General features: G+C 61.4%; 17 protein-coding genes, 6 tRNA genes and 1 pseudogene. 13 read left to right on the top strand and 11 right to left on the bottom strand.

Annotation, left to right across the window (positions count from 1 at the left end; all coding sequences use genetic code 11):
* Positions 1 to 78 precede the first annotated feature (78 nt).
* The gene (locus NUV89_RS17620; RefSeq protein WP_017734305.1) at positions 79 to 1,086 is read right to left on the bottom strand and encodes an NADP-dependent oxidoreductase; all 1,008 of its coding nucleotides are present in this window, start codon (positions 1,084 to 1,086) and stop codon (positions 79 to 81) included.
* Positions 1,087 to 1,315: 229 nt separating this feature from the next.
* Here NUV89_RS17620 and NUV89_RS17615 point away from each other — a divergent pair, with 229 nt between their 5' ends.
* The 4 genes and pseudogenes from NUV89_RS17615 to NUV89_RS29960 all read left to right on the top strand — a co-directional run bounded on the left by NUV89_RS17615 (position 1,316) and on the right by NUV89_RS29960 (position 5,775).
* Complete coding sequence (locus tag NUV89_RS17615) at positions 1,316 to 2,077, top strand: SDR family oxidoreductase (protein ID WP_257782315.1); 762 nt, start codon at positions 1,316 to 1,318, stop codon at positions 2,075 to 2,077.
* 203 nt (positions 2,078 to 2,280) lie between these two features.
* Positions 2,281 to 3,693 (top strand): PLP-dependent aminotransferase family protein, encoded by a 1,413-nt coding sequence (locus NUV89_RS17610; RefSeq protein ID WP_257782314.1) that lies wholly within the window; start codon positions 2,281 to 2,283, stop codon positions 3,691 to 3,693.
* A gap of 60 nt (positions 3,694 to 3,753) precedes the next feature.
* Positions 3,754 to 4,869: pseudogene (locus NUV89_RS29965) on the top strand (HAMP domain-containing protein); the annotation flags it as partial.
* Complete coding sequence (locus NUV89_RS29960; protein WP_374684507.1) at positions 4,858 to 5,775, top strand: methyl-accepting chemotaxis protein; 918 nt, start codon at positions 4,858 to 4,860, stop codon at positions 5,773 to 5,775. The pseudogene NUV89_RS29965 and the gene NUV89_RS29960, both read left to right, overlap by 12 nt.
* Before the next feature lie 36 nt (positions 5,776 to 5,811).
* Here NUV89_RS29960 and NUV89_RS17600 read toward each other — a convergent pair whose 3' ends face one another.
* Both NUV89_RS17600 and NUV89_RS17595 read right to left on the bottom strand, forming a co-directional pair.
* Positions 5,812 to 6,624 carry an alpha/beta fold hydrolase gene (locus NUV89_RS17600; RefSeq protein ID WP_257782312.1) on the bottom strand — a complete coding sequence of 271 codons (813 nt, stop codon included), beginning with the start codon at positions 6,622 to 6,624 and terminating at the stop codon, positions 5,812 to 5,814.
* 118 nt (positions 6,625 to 6,742) lie between these two features.
* The gene (locus tag NUV89_RS17595) at positions 6,743 to 7,513 is read right to left on the bottom strand and encodes a hypothetical protein (protein WP_257782311.1); all 771 of its coding nucleotides are present in this window, start codon (positions 7,511 to 7,513) and stop codon (positions 6,743 to 6,745) included.
* A 358-nt stretch (positions 7,514 to 7,871) separates the two neighbouring features.
* On the opposite strand from NUV89_RS17595, the gene NUV89_RS17590 reads away from it, so the two are divergent.
* The 6 genes from NUV89_RS17590 to NUV89_RS17565 all read left to right on the top strand — a co-directional run bounded on the left by NUV89_RS17590 (position 7,872) and on the right by NUV89_RS17565 (position 8,544).
* Positions 7,872 to 7,947, top strand: a tRNA-Glu gene (locus tag NUV89_RS17590).
* Positions 7,948 to 7,951: 4 nt separating this feature from the next.
* Positions 7,952 to 8,027 (top strand) — tRNA-Gly (locus NUV89_RS17585).
* Positions 8,028 to 8,131: 104 nt separating this feature from the next.
* A tRNA-Glu gene (locus NUV89_RS17580) sits at positions 8,132 to 8,207 on the top strand.
* A 3-nt stretch (positions 8,208 to 8,210) separates the two neighbouring features.
* Positions 8,211 to 8,286 (top strand) — tRNA-Gly (locus tag NUV89_RS17575).
* Between the two features lie 103 nt (positions 8,287 to 8,389).
* Positions 8,390 to 8,465, top strand: a tRNA-Glu gene (locus NUV89_RS17570).
* Between the two features lie 3 nt (positions 8,466 to 8,468).
* Positions 8,469 to 8,544, top strand: a tRNA-Gly gene (locus NUV89_RS17565).
* A gap of 102 nt (positions 8,545 to 8,646) precedes the next feature.
* Here the strand turns inward: NUV89_RS17565 and NUV89_RS17560 are convergent.
* The 7 genes from NUV89_RS17560 to NUV89_RS17530 form a co-directional block, all read right to left on the bottom strand.
* On the bottom strand, positions 8,647 to 10,386 hold the full coding sequence (locus tag NUV89_RS17560; RefSeq protein WP_257782310.1) for a dipeptidase: 1,740 nt from the start codon (positions 10,384 to 10,386) through the stop codon (positions 8,647 to 8,649).
* Positions 10,387 to 10,546: 160 nt separating this feature from the next.
* Positions 10,547 to 11,020 (bottom strand): hypothetical protein, encoded by a 474-nt coding sequence (locus NUV89_RS17555; protein ID WP_257782309.1) that lies wholly within the window; start codon positions 11,018 to 11,020, stop codon positions 10,547 to 10,549.
* A gap of 86 nt (positions 11,021 to 11,106) precedes the next feature.
* The gene (locus NUV89_RS17550) at positions 11,107 to 12,324 is read right to left on the bottom strand and encodes a phospholipase D-like domain-containing protein (protein WP_257782308.1); all 1,218 of its coding nucleotides are present in this window, start codon (positions 12,322 to 12,324) and stop codon (positions 11,107 to 11,109) included.
* 51 nt (positions 12,325 to 12,375) lie between these two features.
* Complete coding sequence (locus NUV89_RS17545; protein ID WP_257782307.1) at positions 12,376 to 13,023, bottom strand: MotA/TolQ/ExbB proton channel family protein; 648 nt, start codon at positions 13,021 to 13,023, stop codon at positions 12,376 to 12,378.
* Between the two features lie 17 nt (positions 13,024 to 13,040).
* Complete coding sequence (locus NUV89_RS17540; protein WP_257782306.1) at positions 13,041 to 15,320, bottom strand: TonB-dependent receptor; 2,280 nt, start codon at positions 15,318 to 15,320, stop codon at positions 13,041 to 13,043.
* Positions 15,321 to 15,344: 24 nt separating this feature from the next.
* A complete protein-coding gene (locus NUV89_RS17535; RefSeq protein ID WP_017737209.1) occupies positions 15,345 to 16,073 on the bottom strand; it encodes an energy transducer TonB in 729 nt (242 codons plus the stop codon).
* A gap of 2 nt (positions 16,074 to 16,075) precedes the next feature.
* The gene (locus NUV89_RS17530; RefSeq protein WP_017737210.1) at positions 16,076 to 16,483 is read right to left on the bottom strand and encodes a biopolymer transporter ExbD; all 408 of its coding nucleotides are present in this window, start codon (positions 16,481 to 16,483) and stop codon (positions 16,076 to 16,078) included.
* A 190-nt stretch (positions 16,484 to 16,673) separates the two neighbouring features.
* Between NUV89_RS17530 and NUV89_RS17525 the strand changes: the two genes are divergently transcribed.
* Positions 16,674 to 17,228, top strand: a complete 555-nt coding sequence (locus tag NUV89_RS17525) for a GNAT family N-acetyltransferase (RefSeq protein WP_257782305.1) — start codon at positions 16,674 to 16,676, stop codon at positions 17,226 to 17,228.
* Complete coding sequence (locus tag NUV89_RS17520) at positions 17,225 to 18,799, top strand: alkaline phosphatase (protein ID WP_257782304.1); 1,575 nt, start codon at positions 17,225 to 17,227, stop codon at positions 18,797 to 18,799. The genes NUV89_RS17525 and NUV89_RS17520 overlap by 4 nt, the downstream gene beginning before the upstream one ends.
* A 40-nt stretch (positions 18,800 to 18,839) precedes the next feature.
* On the opposite strand, the gene NUV89_RS17515 is transcribed toward NUV89_RS17520, so the two are convergent.
* Positions 18,840 to 19,466 (bottom strand): alanyl-tRNA editing protein, encoded by a 627-nt coding sequence (locus tag NUV89_RS17515; RefSeq protein ID WP_257782303.1) that lies wholly within the window; start codon positions 19,464 to 19,466, stop codon positions 18,840 to 18,842.
* Between the two features lie 89 nt (positions 19,467 to 19,555).
* Between NUV89_RS17515 and NUV89_RS17510 the strand changes: the two genes are divergently transcribed.
* The gene (locus NUV89_RS17510) at positions 19,556 to 20,488 is read left to right on the top strand and encodes a LysR family transcriptional regulator (RefSeq protein ID WP_257782302.1); all 933 of its coding nucleotides are present in this window, start codon (positions 19,556 to 19,558) and stop codon (positions 20,486 to 20,488) included.
* Positions 20,489 to 20,549: the final 61 nt, after the last annotated feature.

The raw sequence follows: 20,549 nt of genomic DNA, 5'->3' as shown, positions 1-20,549 counted from the left end.
TCAGGCATTACATCCGGTGACTGAACCACCGCCTTCGCGAGCAAGCCCGCTCCCACATCGGGAACGATCGAGTGGGGGTCAGTTGACCTTCAGCACCAACTTGCCAAAGTTCTCACCGTTGAACAGCTTCATCAACGTCTCCGGGAACGTCTCCAGCCCTTCCACGATATCTTCCTTGCTCTTGAGCTTGCCCTGGGCCATCCAGCCGCCCATCTCCTGGCCAGCAGCGGCGAAGTTGGCCGCGTGATCCATCACCACAAAGCCTTCCATGCGCGCACGATTGACCAGCAATGACAAATAGTTGGCCGGGCCTTTCACCGCTTCCTTGTTGTTGTACTGGCTGATCGCGCCACAAATCACCACCCGCGCCTTCAGCGCCAGGCGGCTGAGCACCGCGTCGAGAATATCGCCGCCGACGTTATCGAAATACACATCCACGCCCTTCGGACACTCGCGCTTGAGCGCGGCGGGCACGTCTTCGTTTTTGTAGTCGATGGCGGCGTCGAAACCCAGCTCATCCACGAGGAATTTGCACTTGTCGGCGCCGCCGGCAATGCCCACCACGCGGCAGCCTTTGATCTTGGCGATCTGCCCGGCAATGCTGCCCACTGCACCTGCTGCGCCGGAGATCACCACGGTGTCGCCGGCCTTGGGCGCGCCAGTGTCCAGCAAGGCGAAGTAGGCGGTCATGCCGGTCATGCCCAGTGCCGACAGGTAGCGCGGCAACGGCGCCAGCTTGGGATCGACCTTGTAGAAGCCGCGTGGCTCACCGAGGAAGTAATCCTGCACGCCCAGAGCGCCGTTGACGTAATCGCCGACGGCAAACTTGGGGTTGTTTGACGCAATCACTTCCCCCACGCCCAGTGCGCGCATCACTTCGCCGATGCCCACCGGCGGGATGTAGGACTTGCCTTCATTCATCCAGCCACGCATGGCCGGGTCGAGGGACAGGTATTCATTGCGCACCAGCACTTGCCCGTCCTGCGGCGTGCCCACCGGGACTTCCTGATAGGTGAAGGTGTCCCTCGTGGCGGCACCGACCGGGCGTTTGGCGAGCAGAAATTGGCGGTTGGTCTGGGCAGTCATGGCAGGGACTCTTTTAGAAATGAACCATGATTGATAGACCCAGAATGGTTTGGGAGCAAGGTTCACCGGCCGCTGCGAATGCCCTTCGATAGGCTGGGCTGATAGTCACGCCCGTGGCGTTATCACTGTGATCCATGCAGCGCCAACCGGCCTTCTGATAGTGCTGACGCGCCCGTCGCGGCGTTGGCTAGACTCGCCCCACGGCTATTTCTCCCAAAGGACATCCCCCATGAGCATGACGTTTTCCGGCCAGGTCGCCCTGGTGACAGGCGCCGCCGCCGGTATTGGCCGCGCCACCGCGCTGGCGTTCGCCGCCGAAGGCTTGAAGGTAGTCGTCGCCGACCTGGATGAGGCGGGCGGCGAGGGCACTGTGGCGCTGATCCAGCAGGCGGGCGGTGAAGCGCTGTTTGTGCGCTGCAACGTCACCCTGGAAGCGGATGTGCAGCAACTGATGGCGCGCACGGTCGCCGCCTATGGTCGCCTGGACTACGCCTTCAACAATGCCGGCATCGAGATTGAAAAGGGCAAGCTGGCCGACGGCAGCCTGGATGAGTTCGACGCGATCATGGGGGTCAACGTCAAAGGCGTATGGCTGTGCATGAAGTATCAGTTGCCGTTGCTACTGGCCCAGGGCGGCGGGGCGATCGTCAATACCGCGTCGGTGGCGGGTTTGGGCGCGGCGCCGAAGATGAGTATTTACGCGGCTTCCAAACATGCGGTGATCGGCCTGACCAAGTCGGCAGCGATTGAGTACGCAAAAAAGCACATCCGCGTGAATGCGGTGTGCCCGGCGGTGATCGACACCGATATGTTCCGCCGTGCCTATGAAGCCGACCCGCGCAAGGCCGATTTCGCTGCGGCCATGCACCCGGTCGGGCGCATCGGCAAGGTTGAGGAAATCGCCGCCGCGGTGCTCTACCTGTGCAGTGACGGTGCTGCCTTCACCACTGGCCAGGCGCTGGCGGTGGACGGTGGTGTGACCGCCATCTAGGACTTGAAAACGCCCCTCCGACTGAAAAGGAATGGGGTGCTGTGGGGCGTTTCTTGAGCTGGCAAAACGCCGTATCGCAATATGTATCAATAGGTGAATAATCTAATTAAATCAATAGATTAGTAATATTTTACGGGCGGTCATCCAGTACTTCTGTGCTTAACTCTTGCGGGTTGAATAACTGACAGTGAATTGGGTGGCTCATGGATTTAGGGATCGATCGACAAGCCCTGGTACCGGTGGTGCAGCAAATCATCAGCGCGGTGGCAGACTGGATTCGCAACAGCGGGGCGAGCCCTGGCACCCGCCTGCCGTCCATCCGCCAAGTGGCCCTCGATAACCTGCTCAGCCAGTCCAGCGTCATCGAGGCATTTGAGCGCATGGTTGCCCAGGGGTTGCTCGCCTCGAAGCCGGGTTCGGGGTTTATCGTGGCCCAGCCCTCGGCCCAGGATGAGCCGCATTGGTATGAAGGCGCGGAGCAGGGTTGGGGGGCATTTACCGACACACCGCTGGGTGAACTGAAACTAGGCTGTGGCTGGCTGCCGGATGCCTGGCGCGAAAGCGATGACATCAGCTACGCGATCCGTGAAGTCAGCCGCACCGACATCGGCGGTGTGTTCAACTACAGCACCCCGCTGGGGTTGCCGGTGCTGCGCGAACAATTGCTCAAGTGCCTGACTCGCATGCACGTGGCCAGCAGCCTCGATTGCATTCTCACCACCCAGGGTGCCAGCCAGGCCCAGGACCTGCTCATACGCGCGCTGCTCAAGCCCGGTGACACGGTGGTGGTCGAAACCCCGGGCTACGGCAATCTCTATCGGCAACTGGCCTTTCAGGGCGTCAAGCTGCTGGAGGTGCCGCGCACCCATGGCGGTCCGGACCTTGCGGTGCTGGAAGCGTTGTTGCAGGTGCATCGACCCAAGTGCGTATTTGTCAGCAGCCTGTATCACAACCCCACCGGCACCTGCCTGAGTCGCACGGTGGCCGAGCGTTTGCTGCAACTGGCCAGGACCGAAGACTTCCTGATCGTTGAAGAGGACGTCTACGGCGACCTGCAACATGCCAGTTGTACGCGCCTGTCGGCGCTACCCCATGATGATCGGGTGATCTACATCTCGAGTTTTTCCAAAACCCTGAGCAGTGCGTTGAGGGTCGGCTACCTCAGCGCCAGCGCGGCGATCATTGCGCAACTGGCCAACCTCAAGACGCTCACCGGCATCGGCACTTCACGCTTTGCGGAAGCAGTGGTCGCGACACTGTTGGCCAACGGCACCTATCGCAAGTGGGTACAGCGCCTGCGCAAGCGCCTGAATACGCAAATGATGGCCACCCTGCAAGTACTGGAAGACGAGGAGTGGGAGGTATTCGCCGTGCCCGCCGGTGGCATGTTCCTGTGGGCGCGTCCTGGTGCGCAGGGGCGCGCGCGGTTGCACGCCAGCGCCCGCCGGCTCGGGGTGTTGCTGTCGCCGGGCGCGCTGTTCAGCCCGACGGGTGAGCCCAGCGATTGGCTGCGGATCAACGTGGCCTATGCGGCTGACCAGCGCGCGCTGGCGTTGTTCCGCGCCATGGGGCCGGCCAGATCGACCTCGACCATTCTGAAAACGACGAGCGTGTAGCTTTTTGCCATTATTGTGGCGCCAACGTCTTGTGTCAGTGGCCCGTGGTTGCGAATCTCGATGCTGGTCAATCGGGCGGGCTGGCAGCTGCCCTTGCAAGAGGGTTCAAGTGCAATGATTTCAGGCGTGCAACGACGTTTCGCCAACCTCGGGATGGCGAAGAAACTGGGCTTGGGCTTCCTCTTGGTGCTGTTGCTGACGGCGCTGGTGGCGGCGATCGGGGTGTGGTCGCTGCAAACCGTGGGGCAGCGTTTTGAAGGTCTCAACAGCATGTCTTCGCTGAACAGCGGCTTGCTCAAGGTGCGCTTGATCGAGCAGGACTACGCGCTGCACGCCGACCCCAAGGCCGTCGACGCCTTGCATGCCAGTGTCGAGGCCTTGGCGGCCCTGGCGGCGAGCCTCAAGGCGCAGTCGGCCGCCAATGTGCCGGCGATGACCGATGTCGAGCAAGCCCTGGCCGCCTACCGCAAGGCGTTCGATGAATTTGTCGAGTTGACCCAGACCAAGGACCAGGCATTGGAGATGGCCAGTTGGTCGGTGTCCAGCGTGGCCAACAACCTCGATGTGTTGCAGGCCGGCCTGGCGGATGACGGCGCCTATGGCCTCAAGGACAGCCAAGGCAAGGAGGGCGCCGAGTTTATCGAGCAGGCGGGGCAGGTCAGCCAGGTGTCGCGCTTGATGTTGCAGGCGATGAACGAGGCCCACGTGCGCCTGGATCAGAGCCGCAAGGGCGAGGAAGACAGCGGCGAACAAGGCAAGATCGAGCAGGCTGATCAGGCGCTGGCCCAGGTCGAGCAATTGAAAACCGCGGTCAAGGACCCTGGCTACCAGACGGTGCTCAACGAAGTGTCCGGGCATATCGCCGCGTTCAGCGAGAAACTCGGTGAATACACCGGCCTGTTGGCGCAGGAAAAGATCGTCTACAAACAACTGCATGAGCGTGCCGAACAGGTGGTCAACCGGGTCAACCAGGCCTATGCCGCCGAAGACCAGTCGATGCAGGCGCAACTGCAGAAAAGCACCTTGCTGATTATCGGTTCATCCGCCCTGGCCCTGTTGGTGGGGTTGATTGCGGCGCTGGTGATTACGCGCTTGATCGTCGCCCCGCTGCGCAGCGTGATCGCCGTCGCGCAGCAGATTGCGGCGGGTGATTTGAGCGGGCGGATGGAGGTCAGCCGCCGCGATGAAATCGGCCAGTTGATGCTGGCGATGCAGCAGATGGGCAATGGTTTGAGTCAGATGGTCAGCGGCTTGCAGGCGGGCATCGAGCAGTTGGCCAGCTCGGCGCAGTCGCTGTCCAGCGTCACCGAGCAGACCAATGTCGAGGTCAGCAGCCAGAAGGAAGAAACCGAGCAGGTGGCCACGGCGATGAACCAGATGACCGCCACCGTGCACGACGTGGCGCGCAACGCCGAACAAGCCGCCCAGGCCGCGCAGACCGCCGACAGCAAGGTGGACAGCGGCCAGCAGGTGGTGCGCCAGAGTTTGCAGCGTATCGAATTGCTCGCCAGCTCCAGTACCAGCGCCAGTGCCAGCATCGACAGCCTCAGTGCCGAAATCCAGAACATCGGCACGGTGCTGGGGGTGATAAAAAGCGTGGCCGAGCAAACCAACCTGCTGGCCCTCAATGCCGCCATCGAAGCCGCCCGTGCCGGGGAACAAGGTCGTGGCTTTGCGGTGGTGGCCGATGAGGTGCGGGCACTGGCCAAACGCACCCAGCAATCCACCGAAGAAATCGAGCGGCTGGTCAGCACCTTGCGCAGCGCGGCGCAGTCGTCGGTGCAGCAGATCCAGCACAGTGGCGAGTTGGTGAAACTGGCGGTGAGCGATGCGTTGGAAACCGAGAGCGCCTTGGGCAGCATCGCCACGGCGGTGTCGTTGATCCAGCAGATGAACCAGCAGATTGCCGCGGCGGCCGAGGAACAAAGCTCGGTGGCCGAAGAGATCAATCGCAGTGTCACCAGCATTCGCGCCAGCGCCGATCAGTCGGCGTTGAGCATGCAGGGCAATGCCGCGTCGAGCATCCAGTTGGCGCAGTTGGGCACGGAACTCAAGGGCATGGTCGGGCACTTCCGCCTGTGATCGCTACACGCCGGTAGCGACCGGGGCGGAAGGCGGTCAGGCGTGGTTGGCGAGGAAGGTCAGCAGCGCCTCATTGACGAAGTCCGGGTTCTCCCGGGCGCTGATATGCCCGGCGTCGGGGATCAGGATCAGGCTGCAACCGATCAACTTGGCCATCTCCCGGGACTCGGCGGGTGGCCGGGGTTTGTCCTGCTCGCCGCACATCACCAGGGTGGTGTCGGCGTCCAGGCGCGGCAGTTGGTCCAGTACATCCTCGCGGCTGAAGATCAGGCGGCCCAATGGCACGATGCTTTGCAGCAGGCGCTCGCGGGGGAAATCCTGCAGTGCCTGGCGAAAGTCCTGATACAGCGCAGACTCGCGGTCGATTTCCGCGCGGAAGAAGATCGGTGCAATCACATCCAGCAACGGCTCGGGAATGGCGCCGGCGTCTTCGATCATCTTGAACAGCGAGAAGTAGTATTGGCGCGTGGCTTCGGGCTCGGCGCCGAGGTGGGTGTCCATCAGCACCAGGCTGTTGATGCGCTCGGGCGCCAGCAGCGCCAGGCGTGCGCCCCACATGCCGCCGACCGACAGGCCCACCAGGTTGACCTGGGCGATGTCCAGGTGGTCGAGCAGCGCCAGGGCCTGGCGGGCAAGGTCGTCGAGGGATTGGGTGCGGGCGGGCAGCGGGCCCGATTGGCCGTGGCCCCACAGCTCGGGGACGATCACGCGGTATTGTTGCGACAGGGCTTCGATCTGCGGCGTCCACATGGTGCGGTCCCACAGGTAGCTCGACCCCAGCAGCACGGCGGGGCCGCTGCCTTGGTCGATATAGTGCAGCGGTTGTCCATCTATCACGGTGACAGGCATAGCAGGCCTCTGACTTCACGGAGTGAGGGGCACTTTTTTACGCGAGAAGGGGGCGGGGCGATAGGTGCAAAGTGATGGCATGTGGCGAACCGGGTTCGCCACAGGGGAGCGGGGACGATCAGTCGTAGATGACTTTCTTTTTCCACTCGGCGTCGGCGTCGACCACCTTCAGGCCTTCGGTCAGTTCGTTGACCTCATCCTCGGCCGGCTTGCTGTTGGTCAAGACCGTGGAGTTGGCGCGGGCCAGTTGTGACTCCAGCAATTGCAGTTGCGCGGCGTAGATCACCGGCTCCGGCTGTTTGCGCAGGTACTGCACGCCACGTTCGAACGCCAGGCGCGCCTGGCCGGGCTGACCCTGTTGCAGGGCATGCTGGCCGAGGTTGTTGAAGAACTCGATGTGCAGCAGCACGAGGATGTGGCGGATTTCCTTGATCCAGTGCTTGGCTTCGTTGGTCGGCAGGAAACCATCCTGGGCGGCGCGGGTGACCTGGCCGTGCAGGGCTTCGAGCAGGAAGCGCACGTCCTTGGCCTTGGCTTCGGTCTGGATCGGTGCCGGCGGGTTGTTCACCGGGATCGATTCGCCCTGGGCAATCAATGCGTTCAGTTCGCTGATGCGGGCCTTGAGCGCTGCACTGGTCTTGTTGAGGTTGAGCAGGCGCTGGTTGACGTTGAGTTCCAGGCGGGTCATCAGCAGCTTGAGCGCCGGGTTCATCAACTGGCCAGGGAACGTCTCGGTGATTTCACCGCAGCGACGCAGGCGATCATTGAGCTCGATCACGGTGCGCTGCTTTTCCAGTTTGTTGTTTTCCACCACGTGGTTCATGTAGCCAATGGCGATCAGGATTACGATCCCGGCTATTACCAGCAGGGTGATCAGGAGTGGTGTCACCGGTGTGACCTCTTTGTAGGGTTTGCAGTGGAGTGTAGTGATTGGGGCATCTGGCGGATAGGACTGATCGACCAGTTACCCGGGTAGATTCTTCTATATAGGTAATCCTTCCCTGCATAGATGCACATTGCCATCATTTGCTGCGGCGAACTATAACGTCTTGTCGTGCGCCAGAATATAGGCGCCAAGGTGCAGACGGGCAGATTGCCTGCCCTGGCCTGGAAAGCAGGGCGAAGTCATTGATTTTAATAAATTTATCCTTGGGGGTTGACGACCTATCAATCCATCCATAGAATGCGCGCCACTTAACGCGGAAAGCACACAGCGAAACGCAGTTAGGGAGTGAAGTTGTACGTGTGTCCCCTTCGTCTAGTGGCCTAGGACACCGCCCTTTCACGGCGGTAACAGGGGTTCGAGTCCCCTAGGGGACGCCATATTGCGGGAATAGCTCAGTTGGTAGAGCACGACCTTGCCAAGGTCGGGGTCGCGAGTTCGAGTCTCGTTTCCCGCTCCAAATTTAAGCAGTGTTGCCTTCGGGTGGTACTGAGTGAAACCAGGGCATGATCTTCGGATCTAATCTCTGGACACTGAAATACACACCATGTGTTTCAGTTGTGTGTCCCCTTCGTCTAGTGGCCTAGGACACCGCCCTTTCACGGCGGTAACAGGGGTTCGAGTCCCCTAGGGGACGCCATTTGCGGGAATAGCTCAGTTGGTAGAGCACGACCTTGCCAAGGTCGGGGTCGCGAGTTCGAGTCTCGTTTCCCGCTCCAATTTAAGCAGTGTTGCCCTCGGGTGGCACTGAGTGAAACCAGGGCATGATCTTCGGATCTAACCTCTGGGCACTGGAATACACACCTTGTGTTCCAGTAGCGTGTCCCCTTCGTCTAGTGGCCTAGGACACCGCCCTTTCACGGCGGTAACAGGGGTTCGAGTCCCCTAGGGGACGCCATTTGCGGGAATAGCTCAGTTGGTAGAGCACGACCTTGCCAAGGTCGGGGTCGCGAGTTCGAGTCTCGTTTCCCGCTCCATATTCAACAAAAACGCCGATCAGCGATGATCGGCGTTTTTGTTTGTGCGCGATTTATTGATCGTTCCCACGCAGAGCGTGGGAACGATCTAGCCCATCAAGATCAGAGCTTCGGCAACTGCCCGACACGCCCCATCATTTCCGTGACGATCTGCAGGTCCAGCAGGAACTGGTCCACCGTCTTGAACTCATTGTCGGTGTGCCCGGTGTACTTCACTTCCGGCCGCGCCAGGCCGAACTGCACGCCATTGGGCAGCTCATGCACGGACGTCGCCCCGGCCGAGGTGCCGAATTTGTGCTCCATGCCCAGGTTTTCACTGGCCACCGCCAACAGCGCCTTGACCCACTCGCCTTCCGGGTTGCGGTACATCGGCTCGGCCACCGAGTAGGTGAAGTCCACCTTGACCTTGGTCTGCTTGTCCCACGCACTCAGCTTGTCGGCAATTTCCTTTTTCAGCGTCTCCGGGGACTTGCCCTTCGGCACCCGCAGGTTCACCGCCAGCTTGAACGCCTTGTCATCCAGGCCGACAAAGGTCAGCGAGGTGGTCAGCGGGCCCATGAAGTCGTCAGCGAAGCCCACGCCCAACTTGCCGCCCAGGTAATCCAGGCCCCAGTTGTCGGACGCATACCGCGCGGCGTCGGTGATGTGGTTGTGCTTGAGGGCGATCTTGCCATCGACGCTGTGGATCAGCTCCAGCATGCGCGCCACCGGGTTGATGCCGGATTCCGGTTCGGAGGAGTGCGCCGAAACGCCGGTCACCGTCAGCTTGACCTCTTTACCAACCACCTTGGCCGTCACCTCGAAGTCGCCACCCTTGTTCTTGGCATACTCAGCGCCGGCTTTTTGCAGGCTGGCTGCGAGTTCGGCGGGCTTGTCGCTGACGAAAGTCGCCACCGAGGCCGACGGAATCTGGTTGGTGGCCATGCCGCCGGTCATTGCGATGATTTCCGCGCCTTTACCTTCGCCTTTACGGCGCGGGAAAGTGGCCATTACGGTGCCATAGCCTTTTTCGGCGATCACCACCGGGTAGCCGCCATCCAGCGCCAGGTTGTACTGCGGCGTCGGGTTGTGTTCGAAGTAATAGGGGATCGCGTCGCCGGACGTTTCCTCGGTGGTATCCACCAACAGCTTGAACGTGCGCGCCAGCGGCAGTTTCTCTTCCTTGATGACCTTCATCGCATACATGGCCACGACGATGCCGTTCTTGTCATCCTCGGTGCCACGGCCGTACATGCGGTCGCCGATCAGCGTGACCTTGAACGGATCGAGCTTGGTGCCGTCCTTGAGCACCCAGTTTTCCGGCGTAACCGGCACCACGTCAGCGTGGGCATGAATGCCGACCACTTCATCGCTGGCGCCTTCCAGGGAAATTTCATACACCCGGTTGTCGACGTTGCGGAAGTTCAGGTTGAAGGCCTTGGCCAAGTCCTGGATCTTTGCGGCGATCTTGAGGAATTCCGGGTTTTTGTACTGCGGCAGGCCGTCGATGTTGAAGGTGGGGATTTCCACCAGTTCGCGCAGGGTTTCGGTGGCCGCCTTGCCGTATTTCACCCGCGTATAAATGCCCAGCAGTCGATTGATTTCGTTCTGCTGGTCGGCGCTCAGGGGTTTGTTATCAAGAAAAGCGTTGATCGCCGGGCCCACGTCGGCGGTCTTGCCCAGGTCGCCCTTGGCCAGGGTGCCGAGGAAACCACGGAAGTCCGTGACGGATGTTTCGTTGAAGCTCTTCAGAATCGCCGTGCTTTGCTCGGCGCTGATGTTGGCGAACGCAGGGGTGGCGATGGCCGAGAGGCTGGCTGCGAACAGGGTGGCAGCCGCCAGTTGCTTGAGAGGGAAGTGCATTGTTGGAGCATTCCTTTGCAGGTAGTGAGTAAGAGGTTTCTGACTAAAGTGTCAGAAACATTTCCACACACTAACACTGCAAAGGAGAGGGTGGGAGACCCGGGTGAGGGAAATTTCCTGCTCCGCTATGCAGCCACTGCGCGCTCAGACGTGGCGACTTTCACGGTAGATGGTTAACCAAATGCAGGGTTTGGGTGAATGTTCCATCGCCGTTGGGCTCGGAGGTCATTTCGCCGGTGAAGCCGGCATATTTTCCCGTGCTACCGAGGACGGCGACTGTGGATTTACCCGCTTCAAGTTCCTGGCCGCCTACGACAATGGTGCCGATGACGGTTTTAGCGGGGTCGAAGAACAGCAGTGTCCATTGGCATTGGCTGTGTACCCCCGGTAGGGTGGTGACGCAGTAGCCACTGTTGCTGCCGATGTCCTGGCGGTCCTGATCCATCAAAGGTTGATCGAATACAAAAAGGTCACCTTGGGAGGGCCCAGCCGGCCCGATATCGACCGCGTTTTTGAGACCGCGCGTACCGTCGGCGAGGGTGATGAGGGTCAGTGTTTGCACGTTGTTGACGCAGGCGCTCAGAGGGATAAGCAACAGCAATAAGTAAGAAAAGCGGAGGGGGGCGGTTTTCATGGTGATGCTCTCATGTGAGTGATCTGAACGCGCAGCACCGCTAAAGCTGCGCTCAGAGAGGGAAAGGCTAGCAAGCGAACGGCATTTTACAAGGTGCCTGGGTGCGGAGCTGGGTACTCGGCGGTCACCTCCAGCGCTCTAGCGTAAGGCCCATCCCACAATTGTTCATGTAATTGCCCCACGCGCTTGGCCATCGCTTCGTTGCGCATCACCACCTCCAGGTTGCGCGAATTATCCAGGTAGCCGCCCAACCAATTGCTGGTGCCAATCCAGGCCACTTGCCCGTCGATCTCCATGGTCTTGCTATGAATCACCCGCGCGTAGGGAATAAACCCTTGCTTGGCTTCAGGCAGGGTGACGATCTTGATTTGCACGTTGGGCAGCACGGCCAGGCTTTTGAGGTAGGGCAGTTCCAGCTTGTCGGTGTTCCAGTTGGACACCATCAGCTTGATCGACACACCCCGTGCCGCCGCTGCACGCACGGCGTTGTCGATAACCGCGTAGTACGGACGGGTGCGATCAGGCCCGTAGGACAGCGGTGCGTAGTCCAGCAGTTGCACGCGCACTTCCTGCTTCGCTTCGCCCAGCAGGCGCGGCAGCTCCAACTGCGAATCGCCGACGCCGGGCGGGTTGTAGCGTTGTGGGCTGGCCACAAGATAGTTGCCGGTACGCGGCGGCTCTTTACCGGCGACGGGCAGCGGCACCGGTTGGTTGGCGGCCAGCGCGGCCTGGGCTTGCCAGTCTTGGTCGAAGATCGCCTGCACTTGGCCAACCACCGCTGTATCGCTGATGCGCAGCCCGGTTTCGTGGATATGTTCGAGGGAGCGCCAGTCGAAATTCTGGCTGCCGACAAACGCCTGTTTGCCGTCCACCACCAGGTATTTGGCGTGGATGATGCCACCGCTCAGTTGGCCGTAGGCCAGCACGCGGAAGGTCAGGTTGGGGATCGCGCGCAAGCGTTCCAGCGTGGACGCTTGCGACAATTTCAGGCCTTTTTCTTCGAGCAGGAAACGAATCTTCACACCGCGTTTGCCGGCGGCTTCCAGGTGTTCGATGACGGTGTCCATCACCGAGCCGGGATGGTCGGCGGCGTAAAACTGGCCGATATCAATGCTGCTCTTGGCCGCGTCAAACAGTTCGATCCACACCGGGCCGGGCTGGCGCAAGTCGTCGGTGCCGAGGGCGGTGTCCACCGGCACGGTGTGCACCAGTTCAAACCCCGCAATTGAAAAGTCCGCCTGGGCCAGCGGACTGAGGAGCAAGCCGGCGAGGCCTGCGATGCGCAATTTCAAGGAGATGGGCATAGGTCTTCCTACCAGGAAAAAAGCGGGCGCATTGCGCGCCCGCTCAAACGATCATGCAGTACGGCTATGCAGCGGCGTCGGTACCAGGTGCGGTACTTCGCTCTGCACACGGGCTCCGGTGGCGGCGCGGATCAGCAGGATTTTCAGCTGGTCGTTGATGCGCTCCAGGCTGTCTTGGAAGAAGTTGTGGAACACCACGCAGAACAGCGCGATCGCGATCCCCAACCCGGTCGCAAACAAGGCCGTACCGATACCACCGGAAATCTGCCCTGGGTCGGACACACCGGCCGACGCCAGCGCCTTGAACGTGTCGATAATGCCGAGGATGGTCCCCAGCAGGCCCAGCAGCGGCGCGGCGGTGGTGATGGTTTCGATGATCCACAGGCTACGGGCCAGTGGTGCGCGCGTCGTCAGGTACTGGGTTTCAATGGCGTCATCCAGGTCCTTGCGCGAGCCATGGCTGGCCTTTTGCGCGAGTACCGGCAACACCATGCTCAACGGCAGGCTGTCGCGACGGGTCAGGCTTTCCGGCAGGTCGCGCTCGCTGTGCACGTTGGCGCCGAGCACCTCGGTCAACGCGCGGGCCTGGCGGCGCACATAGGCGAAGTACAGGCCACGCTCGATGGCGATAAAGATGGCGATGGCCATCGCGGCGTACATCACATAGAAGGTGATGTCGTGGAGCACATTCATGTCCATGTTCCGTTACCTCGCTGTTAGAAATTCGCTTCCAGGGACACCGTCACGGTGCGCTCCAGGCCCACGATGTAGGCCGGGTCGCCGTCGCGGAAACCGCTGTAGCTGGCCGCGTTGGTCTTGGTGGTGTACACGCCGTCCAGGTACTTCTTGTCGAACAGGTTGTCGACGTTCAGGCGCAGGGTCGCGTCCTTGACCACCTTCTTGTCCACCGGCAGGTAGATACCGGCGCCGGCGTTGAACACGGTGCGCCCGGAGATCGCTTCGTCGTTGGTCAGGTCGCCGTAGAGCTTGCTGGTGTACTTGCCGCCGAAGGTGCCGTAGAAGCGCCCGTCGTCGTAGCCGATGTTGGCGGCCAGCATGTTTTTCGGCACGTTGGCGAACTGCTTGCCGCTGGTGGGCAACACGATGGCCTTGCCGGCGTTGTAGACGGTCAGGTCGTCCTGCTGCTCGGCCTTGGTGTAGGTGTAGGAGGTGTAGTAGTTGAAGTGATTGGGCAGCAGGCCGCTCCACTCCAGTTCCAGGCCGCTGTTGTTGACGGAGCCGGCGTTGATGTCGGCGAAGTCGCCGTTGATGTCTTTGGACGAGACCTGGCGATCCTTGAACTGCATGTAGAACAAGGTGGCGGCCACGGTCATGTCGTCACCGGTGAAGCGCCAGCCCAACTCGTGGTTCCAGCTGGTTTCCGGCTTGGAGTTGATCGAGTCCAGGCCCTTGTCGTACAGCACGTAGTTCTGCGGGATGCGCATGTTGCGTGACAGGCTGTAGAACAACTGGTCCTGCTCGTCCAGCTGGTACTTGAGGCCGATGTTGGGCAGCAGCTTGTTGTAGGTCTGGTTACGTTTTTCGGCTTGCTCGGTGAGGCTGCCGTGGTTGGTGCCGTCACGCTTGACGTTCATGTAGGCCAGGCCGGCGACCAGGGTCCAGTCCGGGTTGATGTACCAGGTGTCCTGGGCCCAGACCTTTTGCGCCGGGGTCACGGTGAAGCGGTCGCGACCTTGTACGGTGTTGCCGTTGGCATCGACCACCGAGTCGGCGTCTGGCCAGGTGTCGGTAGGCTTGCCGCTGTTTTTCAAGGCAATGAACGGCTGCGTCTGGCTTTGGCGTGCGCGCTCATACCAGTAGCCGAATTGCAGGCTGTGTTCGCCCAGGTCCCAGTTCAGCTTGGTGGTGATGCCCGGGCGCCAGGTCTGGGTGCGCGAAGGGCGGTAGTACACGCCGGTGGTAGAGGAACCGTCGGCGTTGTATTGCGCGGCGGTCGGCAGGTTGCTCAGGTCGAACACGCCGCCTACGTTGGAGCCGCGGTTGAGCGCATAGCTGGAGGAACCGACGCCGCTGCCATTGCCCCAGTAGTAATACGGGATCACCGACAGGGCCAGGTTGTCGGCCAGCTTGAACTGGGTGTTGAGCACGCCGGTAAAGGTCTGGAACGGGTTCTGCGCCAGGGCGTAGTAGCTGTTGAGCTTGCCGTTGCTGCCCACGGTCGGCGTGGCCGGGTAGGGGTCGTACTTGCGGCCGTTCTGCTGGTACTGGGCCTTGGTCAGTTGGCTGTAACTGTTGTTGTCCTGCTCGTGGTACTTGAGGATCAGGTTGGCGGTGTTGCCGTTGCCGGCGTCGAAGAAGCTGTTCCACTCCACCTTGTCGGCGCGCACCGCGCCCGAACCGCGCCACATCTGGCCTTCGGTGTGGGACGCCGACAGCCAGTTGCTCAGGCCGTTGATCTCGCCGGTGTTGAGCCGCGCGAAGGTCTTGCGTGTGGCGTTGCTGCCCATGACCTGTTTGACAAACGCCCCGGTTTCCTTGGTCGGGCGGATGGTCACGATGCCGATGTTGCCGCCGCTGGAGCCGATGTGCGGGCCGTCGGCTTCTGCCGAGCCCTGGGTGACGAAGATCTGGTCGATGTTTTCCGGGTCGCCCAGCAGGTTGGAATACAGCGCGTAGTTGCCCGAGTCGTTGATCGGCATGCCGTCCACCGACATGCCCACCTGGTCGGAGTTGAGCCCGCGCATGGTGAAGCGAAAGCCCGACAGGCCGGTGTTGTCTTCGCTGGAGATGTTCAGCCCCGGGGTGTACTTGAGCTTGTCCACGGCGTTACCGGTGGCGGTCTGTTTATCCAGCGCCTCCTTGGTCACCGTGGAGCGGCCCTTGATGCTTTCTTCCTGCACCATATAGCCGCCACCTGCCGTGGCCTTGCCCTGTACGCCGATAGTGCCGACGTCGCTGCCGCTGGTGTCGGCCATGGCCATACCGTGGCCCATGCTTGCGGCAACGAGTGCCAGATGAATCCGTGTGAACCTCATCAGTGTCGTCCTGGTGTCGGGTGCTTATTGCACGCTGTAGTTGAAGGTGGCGGTGAAGCGATGCTCATTGCTCCCCCCGAACGCTTGCTCGGGGAACGGTTTGACTTGCTTGATACGACGCAAGCTGTTGGCGGCGGCCCGGTTGAGCAACATGCTCGAGGCCTGGGTCTGCACGCCGGAGTCGAGAACCCGACCCTGGCGATCGACCAGCAACCACACCACCACCTCGCCGGTCGGGCGTTCGAGGGACGCCTGGCGGCCGGTGGGGTATTGCTTGTAGCTGTCCAACTCGTTGCGCAAACCCTTGAGATAACCGCCTTCCAGGGCCTGGCCATCGACCTTCGGCGGCGCGGGCGGGGCCGGTGTTGGCGCGACCTGGGCCACGGCGGCGGGTGCCGGTTTGGCGGCCACCGGTGGCGGGGTGGGCGTCGGCGTGGGTGTTGGCTTGGCGACCACGGGCTTGGGCACCGGTTTGGGCTTGGGCTCAGGTTTTGGCTGCGGTTTGGGCGGCGGTGGCGGCGGGGCCGGTTCGGCCTCTTCGTCCTCGATTACCGGCGGTGGCGGCTCTTGCTCGACCACCGGTTCCGGGACCACCTCCGGCTCCGGCTCGACCAAAGCCAGCTCCACCGCCGACTCGTCATACACCGGCTCGACCTTCAAGGTTTGCGACTGGATGCCCATCGCAATCAGCACCAGGGCGATCACGGCCGGGACGCTGCCCAGCAACTGACGTGCACGAAACAGGACGTACATAATCAGGACTTACGCGTGGCAATGGACACGGAGGTAAAGCCACCCAGGCGCAGGGTGTCCATCACTTCCACCAGGCGCGAAACCTCCACGCCTTTGTCGCTGTTGACGATGATCGTCGACTTGGTATCCGGCTTTTCGGCGGCCTTCAACGCGGGCACCAAGGCCTCGACGGTGAGGTCCTTGCCGTCCAGTTGCAGTTGGCCGGCCAGGCCCAACGTCAGGATGAATTTGTTCTGCGGCTTGAGCTGCTGCGAACTGCTGGCGCTGGGCAATTGGGTCTTCATGCCGAGGGCCGGAATCACGTTCAGGCTCACGAGTACGAAAAACACCAGGAGGAACATCATCACGTCGATCATCGGGATCAATTCGATGTGCGCCTTGCGTTTTTTCGGTTCGTCCCAGGTTCTCATTCCGCTACCCCGTTATTGAATTAGGGGCGACACGCTAACAACCAAAAATGACCGATTGGTTAACTTTAATTGACGTTTTGAGGGCTCTAGGATGGGTCTTACAGACGACTCTTCGGTCATTTTTGCGACGTAACAGAATTGAAATCCAGCAGGGGCATTCTCAGAAACTTTACATCGAGGGCCCTGAGGAATGAGTAGCGAATTGCCACATCTGTCCACCCCGCGCCTGTTATTGCGCGGCCTGGAAATGCATCAGGCCGAGACCCTGTCCACGCTCGCCAACGGGCCGAAAATCGCCGACAACACGGCCAATATTCCGTCGCCCTATACCCTGGAAACGGCGCACACCTTTATCGACAGCATGGCCGCGAAATACCGTGCGGGCGATGTGCTCAGCCTGGGCATGCATCTGCTCGAAACGGGTGAATTGGTCGGCATCGTCAGCCTGCGACTCAACACGCGGCATCGCTACGGGCACCTCGGCGGGTGGGTGGCGGCGCACTGTCGCAACAGGGGCTACGGCGCCGAGGCGGCGCGGGCGGTGATGGATTTTGGCTTCACTGAGCTGGGTTTGCAGCGGGTCGGCAGCCAATGCTTTGGCCGCAACCAGGAGTCGGCGCGGGTGATGGAGAAAATCGGCCTGCGCTTTGAGGGCTGCATGCGCGAGGCGTTTCTCAAGAACGGAGTGTTCGAGGACTTGCTTGGGTTTGCCGTGGTGCGTGAGGACTGGGAGCGTCCCTCGTGAGTGGCGCAGTGGACCATGACCGCCGCCGGATATTGACCGGACTGGCGGTGGGCTCGGCATTTGCGATCCTCAGCCCGTTTGCGCGCAGTGCCGGGGTGGATTATCCGTTCACCCTTGGCGTCGCCAGCGGCGACCCACTGCCGGACGGCTTTGTGATCTGGACGCGGCTGGCGCCGTTGTTCAACGCCGCCGATGGCGGTGGCGGCTTGAGCCGTGCAGTGCCGGTGCGTTGGCAAGTGGCCAGCGATGCGGCGATGACGCGTATCGTGCGTCAGGGCGAGGTCACGGCCGGCCCACGGTTTGCCCACTCGGTACATGTTGAAGTCGCGGGGCTGGAGGCGGGCCGACCGTATTGGTATCAGTTCGCTGGCCTCGGTGCGCAGAGCCCGGTGGGGCAGGCCCGCACGGCGCCGCCGGTGCACGCCAGCGTGGCGGCGCGGGTGGGGTTTGTGTCGTGCTCGCATTGGGAACGCGGATATTTCAGCGCCTATCGTCACCTTGCCGCCGAGCAACCGGACCTGGTGTTTTTTCTCGGTGACTATATCTACGACAGTTCCTACGCGCCGTCGTCAGGCAAAGTCATTCGCTCCCATGGCAGTGGCAACGCCGTAAGCCTCAGCGACTACCGCAATCGCTACGCCCTGTACAAGACCGATCCCGACTTGCAGGCCCTGCACGCCGCGGCCCCCAGCGTCGCGACCTGGGACGATCACGAAGTACAGAATGACTATGCCAACCGCTGGTCCCAGGACCCGAAGATTCCAGCGGCGCAATTTCTCCTACAGCGCGCGGCGGCTTACCAGGCCTATTACGAACATATGCCGCTGCGTGCCAGCAGCCTGCCCAAAGGCGCGGACATGCGCATCTACCGGCGCCTGGACTACGGCCAACTGGCGCGTTTCCATGTGCTCGACGGCCGCCAGTACCGTTCCGAGCAACCGTGCATTGCGGCCAATGGCAGCCACCAAGGGCATCTCGCCGACAATCTCTGCCACGACCTGCGCGACCCTGGCCGTACGATGCTCGGCTGGCAGCAAGAGGCCTGGCTGGATCAGGGTTTTGCACAGTCGAAGGCGCAGTGGAACGTGATCGCCCAGGATTTGCTGGTAGCGCCGCTGATCCAGCGTGACCTGACTGACCACAAACCCGGACGTTGGACCGATGGCTGGGATGGCTACATGGCCAACCGTGCGCGGATGCTGGCGTCCATCCAGCGCAATCGGGTGAAGAACCCGGTGTTCTGGGGCGGGGATATTCATTCGTTCTGGGTCACGGACCTGCACGCGGATGGCAACAACCCCGACTCGCCGGTTGTCGCGACGGAGTTTGTCGGCACCTCGGTGACCTCGGATGGGCCGCCCTTTGAGGCGTTCAGCAAATTGCTACCGCTCAACCCTCATGTGAAGTTTTTCGACAGCCGCCAGCGGGGGTATGTGTCGGTGGAGATTGAGGCGGACAAGATGCTGACGAACTTGCGCGTGATTACCGATCCGCGTGACCCGACGGCCACGGTGGCGACGCTCAAGTCGTTTGTGGTGGAGCCGGGGCGGGCGGGGGCGATTGCCTTGTAAAAAGAATAAAACCCAACTGTGGCCAGGGCATGCCCGCGCACTATGCAATCTCGTAGCGCACCGACAACGTGCCCTTTTTCTCCGATAAGGCCAGGATTGTCACCTGGCCAAGTTCGCTCAGGGCTTGGACGTGGGTACCACCGCAGGCATAGGCCGGCAACTCGCCGAAGCCGACTTCACGGCTGCCGTCTTCCAGGTTCATGTGGCGTGGGTAATCCGCCGCGATCCATTGGTTGATCTGCTGTTGGATCGCGTTGGCGTCCATCTCTTGCGCTACTTCGCCACGGATAAAACTGATCTTGCCTTCGCCCGGCCAGTGATGGGCCTTGATCGGCATCCAGCCGAGCCGTTCGCCGGCGTTGCCGATCAAGTGCCCGGCGGAGTGCAGTCGGGTGTGCAGGTTGCGGCGTTGCGCGTCGACCCGCGCGGTAATCGGGCCCAGCGCGACGGGCTGGTCGACGTAGTGCACCACGCGGTCGGGTTCCTGGGTGACACGCACGACCTGGCTGTCGCCGAGCCAGCCGGTGTCGAACGGCTGGCCGCCGCCCTGGGGATGGAAAATCGTCGATTGCAAGGTCACCGCGAACTGCCCTTCATGGGGCGTGCAGGCCAGCACTTCGAGTTCGGCGGTCAGGTGGTCATGGGTGAAAAACAGGCGCTCGGTCATTCTCTACATCCGCATCAGGGTTCTGCGGGCAGTATAAATAGTGCGCGAATGGGTGATAATCCGCTCAATTATCAATGGACCTGTGCGTCATGAGCATCAATCTTCCTTTGCCATTGCTGGGCGAAATGGCGATTTTCGTCAAGGTGGTGGAAACCGGCAGCTTCTCCGAAGCCGCGCGGCAGATGGGCGTTTCACCGTCATCGGTGAGCCGCAGCATTTCCCATCTGGAAAAGGCCCTGGCCACCCGTTTGCTGCAACGCACGACGCGCAAGTTGCGCTTGAGCGAAGGCGGCGAGGAAGTGTTCAAGCGTTGCCAGGACATGGTCAACGCGGCGCGGGCGGTGATGGAGGTCAGCGGTCAATTCACCCACGAAGCCGAAGGCCGCGTGCGCGTCAGCGTGCCCAAGGCGGTGGGGCGGTTTGTGATCCATCCGCATATGCCGGAGTTTTTGCGGCGCTATCCCAAGGTGGATGTGCAGCTGATCCTTGAGGATCGGCCGGTGGACTTGATCGACGACAACCTCGACCTGATCCTGCGCATATCGGAAAGCCCGCCGCCGGGGCTGGTGGGGCGGCCGTTGTTTCCCATCGAGCACCTGTTGTGTGCCACGCCGCAGTACCTGGCCGACTACGGCACGCCGCAACACCCTCATGATTTGCTGGAACACAGTTGCATTTACCTGGGGGAAACACCGGCGGATGCACGCTGGAAGTTTCGCCAGGCCGGCAAGACGGTGACGGTCGGGGTGCGTGGGCGTTATGCGGCGAACCATACCGGGGTGCGTTTGGACGCGGTGTTGCAGCATGTGGGGATTGGCAGCCTGCCGTACTTTACGGCGCGCCATGATCTGGAGGCGGGGAGCATTGTGCAGGTGTTGGCGCAGTGGGATTTTATTGCGTCGTATCACGGTGAGGTGTGGTTGTTGCATTCACCGACGCGGTATCTGCCGCCGAAGGTGCGGGTGTTTATTGATTATCTGGTGGAGTGCATGGCGAAGGAGCCTACCCTGCGCCAGCGGTAGGTACGCGGTCTAAATGTGGGAGCGGGCTTGCTCGCGAAGGCGGTGTGTCAGTCAATACATC

The sequence above is a fragment of the Pseudomonas sp. 18.1.10 genome, assembly GCF_024655625.1.
GTDB lineage: Bacteria > Pseudomonadota > Gammaproteobacteria > Pseudomonadales > Pseudomonadaceae > Aquipseudomonas.
Note: the sequence above shows the minus strand (reverse complement) of the source record. Positions and strands in the feature narration are given on the sequence as shown.